Annotated in this window: 13 protein-coding genes; all 13 read right to left on the bottom strand. The window is 41.9% G+C overall.

Annotated elements, in window-relative coordinates:
• Positions 1–3: 3 nt before the first annotated feature.
• The 13 genes from CH373_RS11280 to CH373_RS11340 all read right to left on the bottom strand — a co-directional run bounded on the left by CH373_RS11280 (position 4) and on the right by CH373_RS11340 (position 17,540).
• Positions 4–1,494 carry a tetratricopeptide repeat protein gene (locus CH373_RS11280; RefSeq protein WP_100713693.1) on the bottom strand — a complete coding sequence of 497 codons (1,491 nt, stop codon included), beginning with the start codon at positions 1,492–1,494 and terminating at the stop codon, positions 4–6.
• A complete protein-coding gene (locus CH373_RS11285; RefSeq protein ID WP_100713692.1) occupies positions 1,484–3,040 on the bottom strand; it encodes a SpoIIE family protein phosphatase in 1,557 nt (518 codons plus the stop codon). Before CH373_RS11285 ends, CH373_RS11280 begins: the two co-directional genes overlap by 11 nt.
• Before the next feature lie 41 nt (positions 3,041–3,081).
• Positions 3,082–3,591, bottom strand: coding sequence for an Lcl C-terminal domain-containing protein (locus tag CH373_RS11290; protein ID WP_100713691.1), 510 nt, complete (start codon positions 3,589–3,591; stop codon positions 3,082–3,084).
• Positions 3,588–5,033, bottom strand: a complete 1,446-nt coding sequence (locus CH373_RS11295; protein ID WP_100734094.1) for an Lcl domain-containing protein — start codon at positions 5,031–5,033, stop codon at positions 3,588–3,590. Before CH373_RS11295 ends, CH373_RS11290 begins: the two co-directional genes overlap by 4 nt.
• 677 nt (positions 5,034–5,710) lie before the next feature.
• Complete coding sequence (gene prfB, locus CH373_RS11300; protein WP_100714467.1) at positions 5,711–6,814, bottom strand: peptide chain release factor 2; 1,104 nt, start codon at positions 6,812–6,814, stop codon at positions 5,711–5,713.
• Between the two features lie 58 nt (positions 6,815–6,872).
• Positions 6,873–7,718, bottom strand: coding sequence for a hypothetical protein (locus CH373_RS11305; RefSeq protein WP_100714466.1), 846 nt, complete (start codon positions 7,716–7,718; stop codon positions 6,873–6,875).
• Positions 7,719–7,721: 3 nt separating this feature from the next.
• Positions 7,722–8,993: a phosphoribosylamine--glycine ligase gene (gene purD, locus CH373_RS11310; protein ID WP_100714465.1), complete on the bottom strand. Its 1,272-nt coding sequence runs from the start codon at positions 8,991–8,993 to the stop codon at positions 7,722–7,724.
• 3 nt (positions 8,994–8,996) lie between these two features.
• On the bottom strand, positions 8,997–11,645 hold the full coding sequence (locus CH373_RS11315) for a valine--tRNA ligase (RefSeq protein WP_100714464.1): 2,649 nt from the start codon (positions 11,643–11,645) through the stop codon (positions 8,997–8,999).
• Positions 11,646–11,895: 250 nt separating this feature from the next.
• Complete coding sequence (locus tag CH373_RS11320) at positions 11,896–12,522, bottom strand: 2-hydroxychromene-2-carboxylate isomerase (protein WP_100714463.1); 627 nt, start codon at positions 12,520–12,522, stop codon at positions 11,896–11,898.
• 80 nt (positions 12,523–12,602) lie between these two features.
• Positions 12,603–13,337, bottom strand: a complete 735-nt coding sequence (locus tag CH373_RS11325; protein WP_100714462.1) for a TetR/AcrR family transcriptional regulator — start codon at positions 13,335–13,337, stop codon at positions 12,603–12,605.
• A 385-nt stretch (positions 13,338–13,722) separates the two neighbouring features.
• A complete protein-coding gene (locus tag CH373_RS11330; protein ID WP_125170014.1) occupies positions 13,723–14,175 on the bottom strand; it encodes a hypothetical protein in 453 nt (150 codons plus the stop codon).
• Positions 14,176–14,377: 202 nt separating this feature from the next.
• Complete coding sequence (locus CH373_RS11335) at positions 14,378–15,988, bottom strand: cytidylyltransferase domain-containing protein (RefSeq protein ID WP_100714460.1); 1,611 nt, start codon at positions 15,986–15,988, stop codon at positions 14,378–14,380.
• The gene (locus tag CH373_RS11340) at positions 15,963–17,540 is read right to left on the bottom strand and encodes a spiro-SPASM protein (protein ID WP_100714459.1); all 1,578 of its coding nucleotides are present in this window, start codon (positions 17,538–17,540) and stop codon (positions 15,963–15,965) included. Before CH373_RS11340 ends, CH373_RS11335 begins: the two co-directional genes overlap by 26 nt.
• Positions 17,541–17,566: the final 26 nt, after the last annotated feature.

Raw genomic sequence — 17,566 nt, forward strand, 5'->3', positions numbered from 1 at the left:
TGCTCATTGTAAATGAATCGATCGAATGGACTTATCTGCGAAAGACATCTCTCCTGATTGTCCTTTTAAGATTAGGCTTTCGCCTACGTGTTGGATTTCTGTTCCGACTCCTTTCTTAGAATCGGAAGTGATCAGAATTGATCCAGATGCGCCGTTCTTGATTCTGATAGATTTGAGCAAGGAAAACGGAACATCTATGCCATAAGTTGAAGTCTTGATTTTAAACACATTTGATTCGAGTTGGATAAACTTTGCCAACAAATGTCTTCCATCAGAAAGTTCTAATTCTAGAACATTCGAATCTGAGTTCTTCTTCTTCAATATCCCTGAGTAAGATGCCAACTGGGCGTCCAACTCTTTGTTAATCAGATCCTTTCGGCCTAAGTCAGTTTCCGGCTTCTGGTCTTTTTCTGTTTCTTGGTCCTGCTTCGAAATATTAGGGTCGTTTGATTCACGTGCATAAGAAGGATCTAATAAACCATTTCCGGAAATCGATTTTGATTCAGATCGGACTACTTCGACAGTTTTTTGATCGCCCAATGCTTTCGCGTTGTTTTCTGCGATAGTGATTATTCTTTCATCCTTTAGAAAAACGTGGCCGATCAGTAGTAACCTTGCGTTTGCACTTTTAGCAATATTCGGTTTTTCCCTTTGTGCAGATAGCGATAGGTACTGACCCAGAGCATCCGAAAATCTTCCAGTTTTTTCTAAAGCCTTTGCCCGGATCAAAAGAACTTCAGGGGTTTCCGTGTCCGTTTTTTCTGTTTCGGAGATGATGGAAGCAAAATCTCCCGAACGTAAAAGTAACTCGAGTTTCCTTCGTTTATCAAAAGTTTCCGACTCTTGGGTGGCTCTGGCGACTTTTGCTTCTTCAATCAATTTTTCAATAGCGTGAGCGCTTTCCGAGAAGGAAGAGCCGGGTCTGACTTCTTTTACGATCCGGAAATTCTCCAGTGCTTTTTCTAAGTCACCGGTAACAAAAAGGCAGTAACCGTAATGAAGTCTAACAAAGGCAATATCGTTCGCCTCTCTAACAAAATCGGAATGCTCTGAGAGTATGGATTCGTAGTAATCCTTTGCTTTGTCACATCTCATTGTTCTTTCGTAATAGAATGCGTTTTGAATTTTTTGGAGAAAGCCGTTGTGAATATTTTCCTCCAACGGTCGTTTTAGAGTGAGAAACCTTACTCCATTTACTAAAGTAGTTCCTATCACTTGAATATAAGTTGGTCGATAGGTCGGAATGATTCCGTTATTCGAAAATAAATTCGCCTCTTCTAAATTTACTCTAATTTCAGAAGATAAATCTGAGTTTTCATTAGATTGCGCGATGATTCTTTTTTTCAACAATTCGGAAGAGAATTCGTACTTGAAGAGTTGATTTTTTCCTACACTCCAATTTAACTGTGCGATTTTTTGCTCATAAATTGCAGTCAGTAAAAAGCCAAGCAAAATGAATAGAGAAGGAATTAGTATCTTAAACTTAATTGCCATTGGGTACTTCCAGTAAAATGAAAGTGCAGTCGTCCTTTATTTCTTTGCAAAAAGAGTCGAAATCTTTCTGGATGTTTTCCCGAAGTTCATACAAGGAAAGGGAATCGCCCTGGGAAAGTAGGCTTTCTAATCTTTCCAAGCTGAACATATTTCCCGCAGAATCCTTTCCTTCCACTATCCCGTCGGTATACAATAGGATTCTGTCACCCGGATTTACCTTAATGCTTCGGACAGAAGATGCGGCTTCTGAGCCGATTCCGAGTAAAGCAGCAGTAGATTCCATCAGTATTATTTTTTTAGAATCTTTACGGAGCAAAATCGGAGGATTATGACCTGCATTACAGAAATATAATTTATCATTACAATCAAATAGAACAAAAATTCCTGAAGCAAAAAAGGAGGCTCGTAGGATGGAAAACAAATTGTTACTGATGTGATTTACGATTTTGCCCGGGTTTGCGGTGTCCTTTGTGATCGTATTCAGAGACATTTGTATGATGGAAGTGACCAACGCCGCAGAGATCCCATGTCCGGTAGCGTCCGCCAAGAAGACTCCCTTATACTTCTTGTCAAAAGCGAAGAAGTTGTAAATATCTCCGCTTACTTCCCTCATCGGACGGTAATAGATTTCCGGAGAATAGTCCGAAAGTACGTTTTTGGTTGGAAGCAGTAACTCTTGGACTTGCTTTCCTATTTCTAGTTCCCTTTGGATTTGCTTATTGAGTTTCATTAAGTTCGCGACCGAGTTTTCGATTTTTTCGGCCATATCGTTAAACGAAACCCCCATTCTATGTAATTCGTCCGGGATCTCCTGATAAAAAGTTACGCGAGTAGCGAGTGCGCCTTCCGCCATTTTACCGCTAGCCTCCTCTAAAGAAGAAATTCGTTTAAAAATCTTTCTGTTTAGATAAAGCCCGAATAAAAAGTGGAAAAGAACTCCCCAGCCTAATGCAAGCGCTAGCTGAAATACAATGCTATTCAAAGAATCTAATAAAGAAAAGTAACCTAATTGGAAGTAAATGTAATGACCTGATTCGAGTGCGAGCGGGATTAAAAATCGAGTGATTCCGCCTTTTTCTGATTGCAGGGTGTAGTACGAGCTACTAGTGGGTGCGACTTCGATCTCTTGAATTTTTTTATTGATTTCGTTGGCTTCTTTTCCGTCACTCTCCATGGAAGAATTGACCGAGGCTAGGATTCCTTCTTTTCCAAATAGATGAAAGGAATCTACTCCGTTTAGTTTTAGAATTCTCTTAATATCCTCCGGAACCACGGATGATTCTTCGAAATTCTCTGGAAGAACCAGATTTATTTTTTTAAGATCGTTCCCAAGAATTTCTCCGAGCTTGCCGCTTTTTAAGGAAAAATTGTCGATCAGCAGATCCAGCTGATTCTCGACAATAATGATCGAGAAAAAAAGCAGGTTCGCTAGGGAAAAGATCGAATAGATGAGCAGAATCTTCATTCTGATCGATCCGTATTTTTCGAATCGTCTCGGTTGTTTTCCTTTCGGGCTCTGATTTTCTTTCTGATGTAATTCTAGCATAGGTTTCCTTTCATCATTCGAATTGAATTCGGTGTTTGAATTTAAGGTCCGCTTACACAGCGCACGTGATGACTATTCGTCTTTGTGTCGCTATCGGATCCTCCATCCATAAACTCTACAATCATGGCCTGATTTTTATTGGAAGATTGAACATGCGAAGAAGAGGACCAAAACAGTCCGTCTGCAGGGATATTTAGGAAAACTGTGGAGTCTGTAGCAGGACTCATTTGCTTGTAAGTCATTAACGATAGCAATTCATTCATGTTTGGGAGTCGCCAAGATCTGGAAGCAGTAGTAATTGTATTACAGTAATTTAATGCTCCACTCCAAGAAAATTGAATACTTGTCCCGGAGCAGTCTGCAGCTGCTTGCCCACCGCTGCAGCGTGTCCAGATCAAGCCAGTGCTTGCATCGAGCACTGTTCCTGATCCAGGTCCGTCGAAATCTACCGTGAACGGACCGATCGCTAGGATTCCTCTGGCAAGAATGGTGATCGAAATCGCTAGAAGAATCGAGAGAAAGGAACCTTTGAGGCTATAGTATCTTTTCATTGGGAAGTTACACACCTTGCATAGTAGAGATTTGTCTTGTCGTTGTACTGGGTTTTTCCAGCGCTGAAATGAATCTTGAAACCTTTCAACGAATTAGTTACTCGAGTTGTTGAAGTCCAATATTGTTCTCCCCGGAGATTGTCAGGGAATTTGGCGGAGTCTACTGGTTGATTCCCATCTGTTCCATTCAGTTCGACGATGCTTTGCAGTTCCTTGATCGTAGGAAGTCTCCAACCCTTTTTGCCTGCATATCCGTTCGAGGAGTTGAGTAAGTTCAATGCAATACACTGATTGATTGACTGACTCCAGTTATAGGTGATTGCGCCGTAAAGCGGGGAGGCGCCGGTTCCCCTGCAATTTCCTGAGCCTGAACTCCAAACCTGTCCGATAGAACAGGTCGTCCATGTAAGGTTCGTGTTGTGGTCTACTGTTACTGGATTTAAACTATAACCACCTAATATCGCAGGATTATCCATGTTCAACGCTAAAGATAAAAACGCCGCGTCTTGACCGGTTCCGGCGCAAGCAACAGAAGATCCGGAGGAATTCCAACAAGCTTCTTGGTACGTTTCGAATGCCAGAAGATTCAAGGTCATTTCTCCGGTTGCAAACGAACCTGCATTAGAGTTTGCTGTGACGTTTCCAGCGAGATCCGCAGCCTGACCAGCTGCTATGCTCCACTTGAAAGCACCAAATTCGGGGAATATAGATAATGAATCGTATTTAAGCGTAGTCGAGTTGGTCCATTGGTAATTTCCGTGGGGACGACTCATTGCAGTGTACAACCCGCCTCCTTCTTCCACCTCGAATTGCAGATTTGGAAGAGAACTCGTGTTCATCGGTTCACTAAAAATAAATTCAATAGATATGTTCGACGGATTCAGTTGTCCCGAGCCAATATTAATTGTTACTAATGTAGGTGCAGTCGTATCCGGAATCGGGTCGATCGACAATGCCATGCTTTGCGAAGTCGATACAGGTGAAGGAAGAGAAGCCTCAATAGACGCCGAACCCTGTGTTACCGCAGTAACTAATCCTTTTGTACCGGTAGCATCGGAAACAGTAAGCACAGAAGTATCCGTAGAAGACCAAGTTGCTTCTTCTGTGACATCCCTTAAGAAAATTCCATCCCCATACAAATCAGCGCGCAGTTGAGAAGTGTTTCCTGCCATGATGGAAGAGATGGAAGGAGTAATCGTAATTGTATATACAACTGGAGTTGGTGGAGGTGGTGGGGGCGGCGGCGGAGGAGGACCTCCAGGACCAGGGCCCGGATCAGGAGGTGGTTGTGTCGAGCTCGCAGTTCCAGGATCTGGGCTGATGTCTATCCCGAGTGCTTTAAGCACGCGTAACGTAGGTTGCGGAGAATCCGAAAGACAACTTGTAAAAAAAAGTGCAAAAACCAAACACAGTAATTGTAACTGAATCATGCGGGGTAACATCTTGGATGCTCCTTGAAACTTTTTGACTAGTAAGAATTTTGAATATTCGATTCATCACTGTATTTGCGCTTTTTATCTCTTCGAAAGCCTAAGTGAATTTTGGCTTCGATCGATTTAGTCTATAAGATGAGCAGATGCAATAAAAAATTAACAGTATCTGTTTGATTCTTTCCCATCTGTAATGATTCCTCTTTCACAAGGAATGAATTTCTATTTAAAAAGAAGGAGGTTCAATTTTTTTACTAGCGAGTTTTAGTTTTGCAAAAAGCCAATTGCATTTTGTTCCAAAAATAATGCTGTTCGTGTAAATAAATATGTCGTCTATTTCTGTTATCCTTAGAGGTCCGTCTTGCAGATTTACATGATTGATCTTTGGATGCATTGTATATTGAATAATATTAATATACTGACTGGGTATTTTATGTTTATTTGTTGTTTTGTATATTTGTCCGAATTTTGGAATAAAGAAATGGATTTACGTAATGAACTTTGAGAGCAAAATCCGGTTAGTACTTTCTTTTTAGAGGGGAGTGATAATCTGGAGCGAGCGACAATCTTGGTAAAAGTTCGATTCCACGAAGGTCGTCAATTAGGGTAATTTGAGGGTCCATCCTCAATCACTATGAAGTATTTCAAAAGGCTTCGGTTAACGAAGCCGTTTTTTTTAACTAAGTGAATTATAAAGTTTTCAGATAGGCCATGATAAACGGTTCTATCTCTCCATCCATTACGGCTTGCACGTTTCCGGTTTCAAAATCAGTGCGGTGGTCTTTGACTAGATTGTACGGGTGAAAGACGTAGGACCTAATTTGATTTCCCCAAGCGATGTCTTTCTTTTCTCCGGATTTCTTCTCCAAGTCATCTTTTAGCCTTTCTTGTTCCAGCTCGTATAATCTAGCACGAAGCATTTTAAAGGCTGTATCCCGGTTCTTAATCTGAGATCTCTCGTTTTGGCAAGCGACTACGATTCCAGAAGGCATGTGAGTAATCCGAACTGCCGAGTCGGTCGTGTTCACGTGCTGTCCGCCGGCTCCTGAAGATCGATACACGTCGACTCGAATGTCTTTTTCTTCTATCTTAATATCTATATCGTCATCTAGTTCCGGGCTTACATGGACAGATACAAAAGAAGTATGTCTTCGTTTATTTGCATCGAAGGGAGAAATTCGAACCAAGCGATGGACTCCGTTTTCACATTTTAAGAATCCGTAAGCAAAATCACCTACTACATGTAAGGTGGCGTTCTTAATCCCGGCACCATCCCCTTCTTGATAGTCCACTAAGCTATATTGATATCCCTTTTTATCGAAGTATTTCATGTACATTCGAAGTAGCATATCGGCCCAATCCTGGCTTTCGGTCCCTCCCGCGCCGGGATGGATATTCAAAAATGCCGGTTTTAAATCTTCAGGTTCGTTGAGTGCGCCCAAAAGTTCCAGGCGCTCAAATTCTTCTTTCAGTCGACCGTATTCCGAACTTAATTCTTCCGAACCTGATTCTCCTTTTTCGTCAAAGGTTAGTTCTACTAAATCCGGAAAATCCAAAACGTCTTGTCGAATATTGAACCAAGGTTGGAGCTTTTTCTCTAATTCGTTTTTCTTTTGGCTTACGGAGCGTGCCTGATCTGGATTATCCCAGAGGTCAGGATCTTCGGATTTTTCGACCAAGGATTTTAACTGGTCCTGGTCCTTGTCTAAGTTCAGCGACTTCCATCTGTTCTGAAAGTTTTCCTGAAGTTCTTTGGATAAACGTTTTAGTTCCTTGGCGTTCTTGATTTCCATTTAGATCGTAAAAAGATATTAGGGGGAGGTGAAACTAGTTAAGAGCGGAAAATAAATCTTATCGAAAGAGGAAATCTTCTTTGGCTTCCCGTTCTACTTCCCAACTGAAAACTGTATCTCGGAGTTGGGGAGTATTACCTTCGACTGTAGATACCAGCTCGAACTTCTCCTTCTTACCAAATTCCTCCGGGGTGCGTTTCAGGACAAGTTTTCCGGAGCGAATCAGATCCAAAACGTGAAGCAGAAATGGATCTCTTTCTACTCGTTGGAGCTCCCTCATCGAGGTATAAAACGGAGTAATTTCTCGGTAAAACCAGTCTACGATTTCGTTTTTGCCCGGAGCCCAGAGCTGCTCGATGGAAATCACCTCGTCCTGGACTAAGCTCTTTCCTTGAAAAGGCTTTTGGAGATGTCTACATTGGAAATAAAGTTCATGATTGATTTCTCTCGGAAATGTTCTCCCAAATCCGGAGCCTATCCACTCGATCCAAGCTTTCTTTTCCTTTGCGGGAAGTCCAGGAATGAGCGCGAATAGATAATTCTGATTCCGGAACATTCTGGATTGAGCTAAAAAATCTAGTATCTCGTAAGGGATCATGAAATGTCCCTTTTGCCATTCTAGAACAATCGGAACGGAATCTACATCTAGATATTCGTCCGGAGTTTCTATCTGTACTACATCGCCGAATTGGGTGAGGATATAGATGAAGGAAAGAAGTTCTCTCCTGCTCATTCTTCGAATTAGATTTTCTGAATCTAAGCGGCTCTTCAACGCAGAACGGATTAAGTTATATTGTTCGAGGGGATATTGGTGCGTAGATAAAATAATCCCTAAGTAGATTTCTAATTTGCGAAGACTACTTCTTTCAACTAAATCAATATTACCAGAAATTAAAAAGGGCATAAATTAAAGAGCCTTCTTAGCAATGTCCTTACGGTAAAAAGTTTGTGGGATGTGAAGTTTGTTTAAGTAAGAATAAACCTTATTCACCGAATCAAGTAGATCTTTCCCACGGGAAGAAATTCCTAGAATTCTTCCACCGGATGAAACGAGCTTTCCATCCTTTTTTGTTGTCCCGGCATGAAAAACTAAAATATCTTTCGTCCCAGTTTCCGGAATTTCTAGAGGAATATTCTTTGCGTAAGATTCAGGATATCCTTCTGCGGCTAAAACGACAACTGTAGAGGCTCCTGACAGAATGTCGTACTCGACATCGGATAAGTTACCTTTTGCAGCCGCCTGACAAATTTCCAGTAAATCTCCGTCTAACATGCTTAATACGCATTGCGTTTCTGGATCTCCGAATCTGCAATTGAACTCTACTACTCTAGGTTCTCCTTCTTTGGAGATCATCAACCCAGCATAAAGAAGCCCTTTATAAGGATAACCCTTCTCTCGAAACAATCTGAACATAGGATCGAAGATTAATGTATTCACTTTTTCTAATACACTTTCTGTAGCAATCGGAGCGGGGCAATAGGCACCCATTCCTCCGGTATTGGGACCTTTGTCTCCGTCATACGCTCTTTTGTGGTCCTGGGCAGCCGGAAGAGTTATATATCTTTCTCCGTCGCTGATTGCGAAGATCGAAGCTTCTTGGCCATCCATAAATTCTTCGATCACGACCTTGGCTCCGCTCACTCCGAATTTTTGATCTAAAAAAATTTCCTTAAGCGCTTGCTCTGCGTCTTGTACAGAAAAGCAAACAGTCACACCTTTTCCTGCTGCTAGTCCATCAGCTTTGACTACGATAGGAGCTCCTTCGCCCTTCACATAGTTCAGTGCGGATTGATAATCGGCGAAAGTTTCGTACTTGGCAGTCGGAACCTTTGCTTCCTTCATTAGAGATTTTGCAAAGTCTTTAGATCCTTCTACCTGAGCACAATATGCGGAGGGACCGAAGACAGGAATTCCAATTTCGGCGAGCCAATCGGTGACTCCGTCCACCAAAGGATCTTCAGGTCCGACGATAACCAAATCATATTGGTTCTGGAGAGCAAACTTTTGAACGGACTCTTTGTCTTTCAATTGGAAGGAATCCGGAGGAAGCACCTCATTTTCCGGAAAGCCACCGTTTCCCGGAAATACATGAAGAGAGGTCAGTCTGGGAGACTGGCGTAACTTGTAGGCGATAGCGCTTTCTCTACCGCCTGAGCCGATTAAGAGTATACGAGACATAGTTTAGGAAAGCTTCTCGATGCCTTTTTTGATGACACTGATTTTTTCTTCGAGGATACGGAGTTTTTCCTTTTCCTTTTCGATCACATCCGGATTGGCTTTTGCCAAAAAGTTTTCATTCGAAAGTTTGCCGGATAGTTTTTCCTCTTCTTGTAGGGCTTTCTGTAAATCCTTCTCTAAGCGTGCCTTCTCTTTTTCAAAGTCTATCATTCCTGCCAAAGGAAGTATAACTTGTCCAAATCGAAAAGCTCCAACAGAGTCAGTCTTTTGTACCTGGTAATTCGGATCTACTTTTATGGAATCAAGTCGCGCTAACTGCAAAATAGAAACTTCGTTTTCGCGTACAGAGTTTTCGACAAGTGCATTAGAAGATTTTAATACGACTTGACATTTCTTATCGAGCGGCACTCCATTCTCTGCTCTCTGCACACGGATTTGGGTGACTGCTTCCTGCAGGATGTTCGTTTTTGCGACTCCGTCATCCTCTGGAGTTATCGAGTATTCTACAGGAAACGGTGTTTTGATTAGATAGTCTCCATCGCTAAACGCTTCAAAGATTTCTTCAGTGAGAAAAGGCATGAACGGGTGTAGTAGGCCCATTGCCTTGATCAAAACATCAACTAACACTTGTTCTGCGACTGCCTTAGACTCAGGCCCGAGTTTTCCGTAGATTCTAGGTTTGACAAGTTCGATGTACCAATCGCAGAAATTGCCCCAGACAAACTCGTAGATTTCTGAAGCCATCTCGAAGAAAAGAAACTTCGAGTAAGCCTTTTCATACTTTCGAAGGGCGTCGTTGAATTTCTGCAAAATCCATCGATCCATCGGCTCTAGTTTATGCTTATATTCCGGCTCTATGTTTACACGAGTGAAGGATTCATCCAAGTTCATTAAGATGAATCTACTGGAGTTCCAGATTTTATTACAAAAGGAGCGATATCCGTCCAGTCTACTTTCGTCGAACAAAATGTCTTTTGCTTCTGGAAGCGTCGCAGCCAAAAAGAACCGAAATGAATCGGTTCCGTATTTATTCATCATATCCAATGGATCGATGACATTCCCGATAGATTTCGAGAATTTTTTTCCTTCTTTGTCTCTTACCAATCCGTGTATTAGAACTTTCTTAAATGGGGATTTGCCTGTGAACTTTTTTCCCATCATTATCATTCTTGCGACCCAGAAGAAAATGATATCGAATCCGGTAACAAGTACACTCGTCGGATAATATTTCTGAAGATCCTCTGTTTTTTCCGGCCAGCCCATCGTGGAAAAAGGCCAGAGCTGAGAGGAGAACCATGTGTCCAAAACATCCGGGTCCTGTTCTACTTTTTTCGAACCGCATTTTGGACAAGTCTCGATTTTACTTTCTGAAACTGTAATATGTTTACAATCCTGACAGTGATAGGCTGGAATTCTATGTCCCCACCAAAGTTGCCTCGAAACACACCAGTCTCTGATATTATTCATCCATTCGAAGAAAGTCTTTTCCCAGAGCTTTGGTACAAATTCAGTTTCTCCGGATCGAACCGCTTCCATGGCCAATTCTGCTAAAGGCTTCATTTTGCAGAACCATTGTGTGGATAAGTAAGGTTCGATAATGGCTCCGCCTCTTGAGTTGTGACCAACCGAGTGAGTGTGCTCTTCTACCTTTTCTATCAGGCCTGCTGCTTCCAGATCTTCCAGGATTTTCTTACGCGCTACGAATCTTTCTAGTCCGGCATACTTGCCAGCTTGTTCGTTTAGAGTAGCGTCCGGATTCATGACTAGCAAAGGTTTTAATCCTAATCTTTGACCTGCTTCGAAGTCATTCGGATCATGCGCGGGAGTAATCTTGACCAAGCCGGATCCAAATTCCTGATCTACGAAAGTGTCGAATAAGAGAGGAATTGTTCTGTTCGTCAGAGGTAACTCTAACTTTACATCTATTAGATTTTTATAACGCTTATCGTTCGGATTTGCAGCAACTGCAACGTCTCCAAACATTGTTTCCGGGCGAGTAGTGGCGACTACAAAGTATTCTCCCTTTTTGCCAACGACCGGATATCTTATATGATATAATTTCCCTTTTACTTCTCTGTGTTCTACTTCTAAGTCAGAGATCGCCGTAAGAGTTTTAGGGCACCAGTTGATGATGCGCTCTCCACGGTAAATCAGTCCTTCGTCATAGAGGGATTTGAATACCTTAGCAACCGCCTTGGAAAGTCCCTCATCAAACGTGAACCTTTCTCTGGACCAGTCCGCGGATTCCCCCAAAAGTTTCTGCTGGTTAAGAATCATTCCGCCTGAAAGTTCTTTCCACTTCCAGACTTGGGCTTCGAATTCTTCACGAGTAAAGTCTGTCCGCTTTTTCCCTTCTTTGGCCAATTCCCTTTCTACGACTACTTGAGTAGCGATACCAGCGTGATCCATTCCCGGCAGCCAGAGAGTGGACTTACCCTTTTTTCGTTCGATGCGGGTGATGATGTCTTGAATGGTATGATTCAGTGCGTGGCCTATGTGCAAACTTCCGGTGACATTTGGTGGAGGAAGCACAATGGAAAAAGATTCCTTGAAAGCCGGATCCGGCACGAAGCTATTTCGCTTCTCCCATTGAGCAATCCACTTGGGTTCGACGCTGGTGGGTTCGTATCGATCGCTGATTTGCTTCTTCATAGCCGTTGTAACGGATAGATTTTATCGAAGGAGGGGGAGGTCAAGCTTGGTTTGCACAAACTTGAGCCGGTCTTAAAGTTTCAGTATGCGTTCATTGACTCCAACTGAACTCAAAACAATAATAAAGCAGTTGAAATTCAAAGTAGATTTTGGCAGTGAAAATCTTGCCGCTGCAACAACAGGCAATCCCAGAATCTATGCTCTTATGTAACTTTTATTGAGAAAGAATTATCGGTTGTCCGATCTGGGCTTAAGCCTGGACTGGCTGAGGACGTTTCAGATATTCGATCGCATCTTCCAAACGATCATCTCCCCAAAATAGCTCTCCATTGGAGATAAAACTAGGAGCGCCGAAGATTCCTAAAGAGACAGCTTCTTCAGTATTTTTTCGAAGCAGGTTTTTGTTTTCGTCGGATTCCGATTTCAAAAAAACTTCCTCAGGAACTTGTCCGATAGATCGTAGGATTTCTTCGAGCACAGATCTTTCAGAGATGTCCTTCTTCTTTGAAAATTGAACTTTATAAGTTTCTAATATAAAATCGGAAATCCATGGTTGGTCAAAATATGCGATTGTGATTCGCGCAGCCTTAAGGCCGTTTTGAGGAAATATATCTGGTTTTTGAAAGGGTAGTCCGTATTTTTTGGTTCTTCTTTCCAGATCCCTCCACATGTATTTTCCTTTTACTGGAAATATGTTGAAAGGCGAATCCGATAATCCCTGGTCCTTAAAAATTGGACCCAGTAGAAACGGCTTTCTTTCGATTCGGATATTTTCTTTTTTGCAGAGAGCTTCGATTCTACCCGCGCTTAAGTAAGAATAAGTGCTAGCAAATTCAAACCAAAATTGCAAAGTGAAACTACTGTCTTGCAATTGCATTATATTGCCCTCCTACTCTTTCGTCCAAGAACTAATCATGCATTCTTTGGGTGAAAGAGTAAGGGTTTATTCTATTTTTCTTATGCTGTAACGGCTACTAAATTTTCGTGCTGTATAATTTCAACAACAGGCACATTTTTGAACAGATTCACGAGTTCTGCCCATTCACTTTCATTAAAGTAATCTAGCCCACCGTTCGGACAGCCTAACAATCCTTCGATAGTTCTATGATAAGAGAGCATCATTTCGTAAATCTGCTCTTTCGTATCGTCTCCCTTCCCTAATAAAAAGAAGGCAATTCTTTCCCCTAAGGCGTCCGAAAGATCAAAGATAATCGAAGTCAAGTGGTCGCTTCTCATCGTGCTCTTTAGCGAGCCGTCTTCTTGGCCTTCGCTTAACAATTGCACGAATATCGGATAACAAAGGTCTACAGACTTCCTCCGAATTTTATCCCTGAGCTGTAAATTTGCGGGAGAAAAAAGTGACTCGAGTAGAAATCGGATTTCTCCGGCTTTTCCTTTTTTCCAGTTGTGAGCGACGATCAACGCTTTCCGAATTTTCTCTAAACCAGTCACGGAAGTTCCGAGGTTTCTTATTTCGGCGACCATCATGCTGTTCGCTTCTTGCGCGAATTTTACTGCGATCTCTTCGAGGAGCTCCTCTTTGGACTGAAAATGATGATAGAACGTACCTTTTGCAATATCAAGAGCACTAAGAATGTCTTGGATCGAGGTAGTTTCGTAACCTTTTGCGAAGAATAGCTTTCTGGATTCTTCTAAGATTCTGGCTTTTGTTGAAATCTTTGTGTTTCCCATAATTTTCTCCAGACTCAAACCGACCGTCGGTCTATACCGACCGTCGGTCCAAGTTTGGGTGAATATTTTTAAGAGTCAAGGTTTTTTGGGAAAAATGCGGGGGCCCACCCTACTTTTGGGTGGGGGATTGGAGGATGGCAACTAGCGGGGTTCTGAAAAAGCCACTATCAGAAATTCGGGATTTTGGCAAGTGACTTAGTTTACCTGGGAAATTGTAGGAGCTCCTACGAGTTTACAGCAAATGAAGGTTTCATTCCTTCTCCAGTGGGATTAAAGAACTGAATGGGACAGTTTGAGCAAATGTGATTTCAGAAGAGTTTTAGAATTTTTTATAAGAAAATTTCTCTGTAGCGGGGTAGGGATGTAAAAGATCCTACTTTTGGCTTCAGTCTGGGATCGAGACGTATGGAGAATATTCGAAATCGATATATTCACTCGCACTCAGTCTGTCCCAGAGAATTCCGGTTTCTGCAAATTTAAGTCTCATTTTTTCCAGTTCGGATTTTGCAATCATCGGTGTAGGAACTCCTCGTGCATTGCACGCCATCACCAGCGACTCCGCAAAATATGGGCTTTCATGTCCGCCCATCCACAATTCTGCCTTGAATGACTCTACAAGAGCTTCGATTTGAAGAGTATGAATATTTTGCTCTGAAACAACCCCACCTTTTTGGCCGATTTGGTATATCATGTCTTCCTTTCGGGCAAGACTTCCGAAGAATCCATCCTCCCATCCCAGAAGAGTTTCCACAAGCAAGTAGATAAGGTCGTGAGGTAAGATTCCTTGTCTAGGAAGAGGATAAGATACTAGAGAGCCGTCCTCAAGGTAACAGGTCATCTCATCCATCCGAGTGTCAGTTTTTAGAAAACGAATTTTCATCTATGTGAATTATATTACAGATGAATCCTCCCCATTTTTCGAATTCCGAAAAAATAATTTTGGTGCTCAAAAAAAACTGCAACTTTGTGAAAACTCTCAACTAGTTCTGAAATGAAACTTTGGCGTCCTGAGAACGTAAGTCAGACGAAATTCCAAAAATTCAGAGACTGCTAAAACGATCGATTCGCTCTAAAAGAATTCGATAACCCTCGGGGCCTGGTTTTTTGGTTCCGGTCGAGAATTGGATTTTGCCTTGGTGAGTGAAATAGGGAACTCCGACAGTTTTTTGCATCCAATCTGAAAGCACGTGATGTGCAGATGAAATGGAAAATGTCGCGACAGACTTTTTTAAATACATTGCTTCTAAAAGAGATTGTCCGAAGTATCCGAAAAAATGATTCGAATGCTTTAAAGATTCATAAAATTCTAAATTTGAAATTCTTTTATAGTGAACAATCGTACCTACGGTCTCAGGGATAGGATCTGCTCCTCCGATACGAAGAATTTTTCCTGTCGGAGAAGTTGACAAAAGGGCTTGATCAAGTTCTCGACACATCTTCTGTTCTATATTCCCGGCATAACAAAAAATAGAATAATTTTCTGGAGTCTCCTCCAGTGCTTGAAGAGCTTTACTCGTGACAATCGGAGGGAGCAGAACATTGTCCCAATCAAAGTTGGCTTCATTTTTAGGGTGCGGGAGCAAATCATGGTATTGATAAAGATTTCTCTCCGATCCGAAATGATCTAATACTAAGACCTTTGTTTCTAAATACTGATTTTTTATCGAAATATCACGGTAATCCACGATCAGTAGATCGACTTCACCATCCTCAGGAAAACTTTCTAACCAGATGGGTTTCCAGTTTCGATCGGGTAGAAGTGAGTAGAGTAATTTCATTCTAGATTCATGACCGCTACCGAAATCTTTTGCGGGTGCAGCCAGTATTCCTGCGGTTCCTTTTGGACGAATCTTAGTAGGATTCCACTTGAATCGAATTTGCTCTATTTCTCGGTTTCCTTCGAAAACCCTGGGAGAAGATTGCAGCCAATTTAACAAATCATTAATATCGAATAAAGGTATCCCGTTTTTATCTCTCGGAGCTCTGACCGCTGGACCAGTCAAAATCTTTGAAATCGTATCAAAGTCCTGCTCCGTATCTATCGTAAGGCGAAGTTCCGATATCGACTTCGAATTATATTGTTGTGGGATCAGATTCGGAAGAGAGAGGATCTTGAATTGATCCGGTGACTCTTTGATATGAAGGCTTACATGTTCTTGGTGTCTCTCCTCCAATCCGGTTTTAGGTTCCCAGACAAGCGCCGAGGTTCTAAAGATTTCTCCTCCTGTTCCTAGAGGTAATCCTTGGAAATAGGATAAGTCCGATGTTCCTAAAGCGAAAGATTGAACTAAAAGTTCAAGATGAGGGACGTCGTAGAAAGGATTATCTCCTGTTAGGCGAAGAATCGCGTCCGCTCCGAATCTTTCAGCGGCACGAATGTAGCGAAGGCGAACGTCTTCCAACGGTCCTTGGTAAACGTTTCGCTTTTTCTTAAGAAGAAAATCTTGAAGTTCCGAATCTCCATCAGGAATCAAGTAAACGATTCTGGAAGAAGGGATTACCCTACTTACTCGCGAATGGATATGATCTAGAAGAGTGATACCCGATGAATTCGGGAGTTCCCTTAGAACTTTCCAAGGGAGTCTGGTTGATCCCGTCCTTGCCTGTATAAAGGCATAGAGATTCTTAAGCGTTAAATGTGTACCACTCATCGCAGGATAGGCAAGGTGCGGGTATGGCCTCGTGCTTTCCGTTAGCAGAATTCGAAAACGAATTTTGTCCTTTGGCCCAGACGGATGCTAAAGATTCAGCGTTTATATTTCCAAGTATTTCTTTTTTATCTTTTCCGCCGGGTAGCTGCTTGCATACGGATATTTCTCCTTCGCTAGTCATATAGATATCTCTAGCAAGGTGCCAGCAAAATTCGCGGACCACAGGAGTTAAATCCGCGGCTCTTTTGTCCTGCATCCTTCCGGCATAAGAATTATGTTTTTGTAATATAATTCCATAGCCTTCTTTTTGAGCGATTTCGTACCACTGGTCGAGTTCCTCTTCGATCTCTTTCATTTTGATGAACTGCAGGTGAATAGATGATTTTGGCAGAACGGAAGAGAGCTTTTCCAGGTTCGTAAGTATTTCGCTAAGATTGTCCTTTCCGTAAAGCCTTGCATACGTTTTTGGGTTTCGAGTGGTTAGGTTTACGATAATATTCGTCTTTCTAAAATCTGATTCAGATCTTCCTGCAAAAGCTTTTGTTAAAGTATCGATATTCCCGTACAACGCTGTCTCAAGATAAAATTCTTTTAAGAACGGAGAATCAAGTGTGATCTTGATCAGTTTGTCTAAGTTCGGATGTAGCAGTGGTTCTCCTAATCCTCCAAAACAAATCGAGAATTCGGATCGAAACGCAGAATCCATTTGGTCGAGCAATCGGCTTAAAGTTTCAGGCTTGAGTGAGGTTCCGTCATTTTTCCTGTCAGCAAATTGCCTAGGGCAGAAAATACATTCATACTCGCATCCTTTGAAAACCTCTATTTCTAGATAACTCGGTGCCGAGCGAAAAAGTGATGGTTTGCTTAGTAAGAGTGGTAGAATATCAGAATATACTAAAGAATCTTTCTCCTTCAGTAAGTCTTGCGATAGGCGAAAAGATCGGTGGCTTGATAGGCTGAAATCTAATCTCCATTGACGCAAATCTGGAGCTTGGTAGAAGATTTCCGTATCATAGTGGTTGATATTTTTGGAGAGAAAGTCGTGAGTCGTTCCTGCGTACTGAGAAGGCAGACTTACGATAAATTCTCGAGTTAGTATTCTCGGAACGATTCCAGGCGGGAGATTTTCCGAATAAGAATATTGCGAAAGAAATTTGTCATGTCTTTCTAAAATGGATTTCGTACAGGAAATGTCGAGCAACGGGAATATGCCATCGAATACTACAATGCTTACTTCGTCCCAGTCTGTATCCCCTGTCTTGGAAGGCGGTAATTTGGACGCAATTTTCCGAAAAAAATCTAATTCGCTTTCCGATTCTGCGAGCTGGAAAGAGGAGTATCCGAATTCTTTTGAGGCTGAGGTGATTTTCTGAATCAGATCGCCCGTAAGGGACAAATCGTTGGAATAAATTGGAACACCAGTAACAACTTGACTCGAACGCTTTAAGTTTTCCTTAAATAGAAAAAGTAACTCGCTCTCCGCAATTGCTGCGAATTGCTTTTTATGTGCATCAGAAAAATAGTATGCGATAGCTTGCGGTGGATACTTCATCTTAAGAATTTCTTCCAGTCGGATGC

This window comes from Leptospira perolatii (genome assembly GCF_002811875.1).
Lineage (GTDB): Bacteria > Spirochaetota > Leptospiria > Leptospirales > Leptospiraceae > Leptospira_B > Leptospira_B perolatii.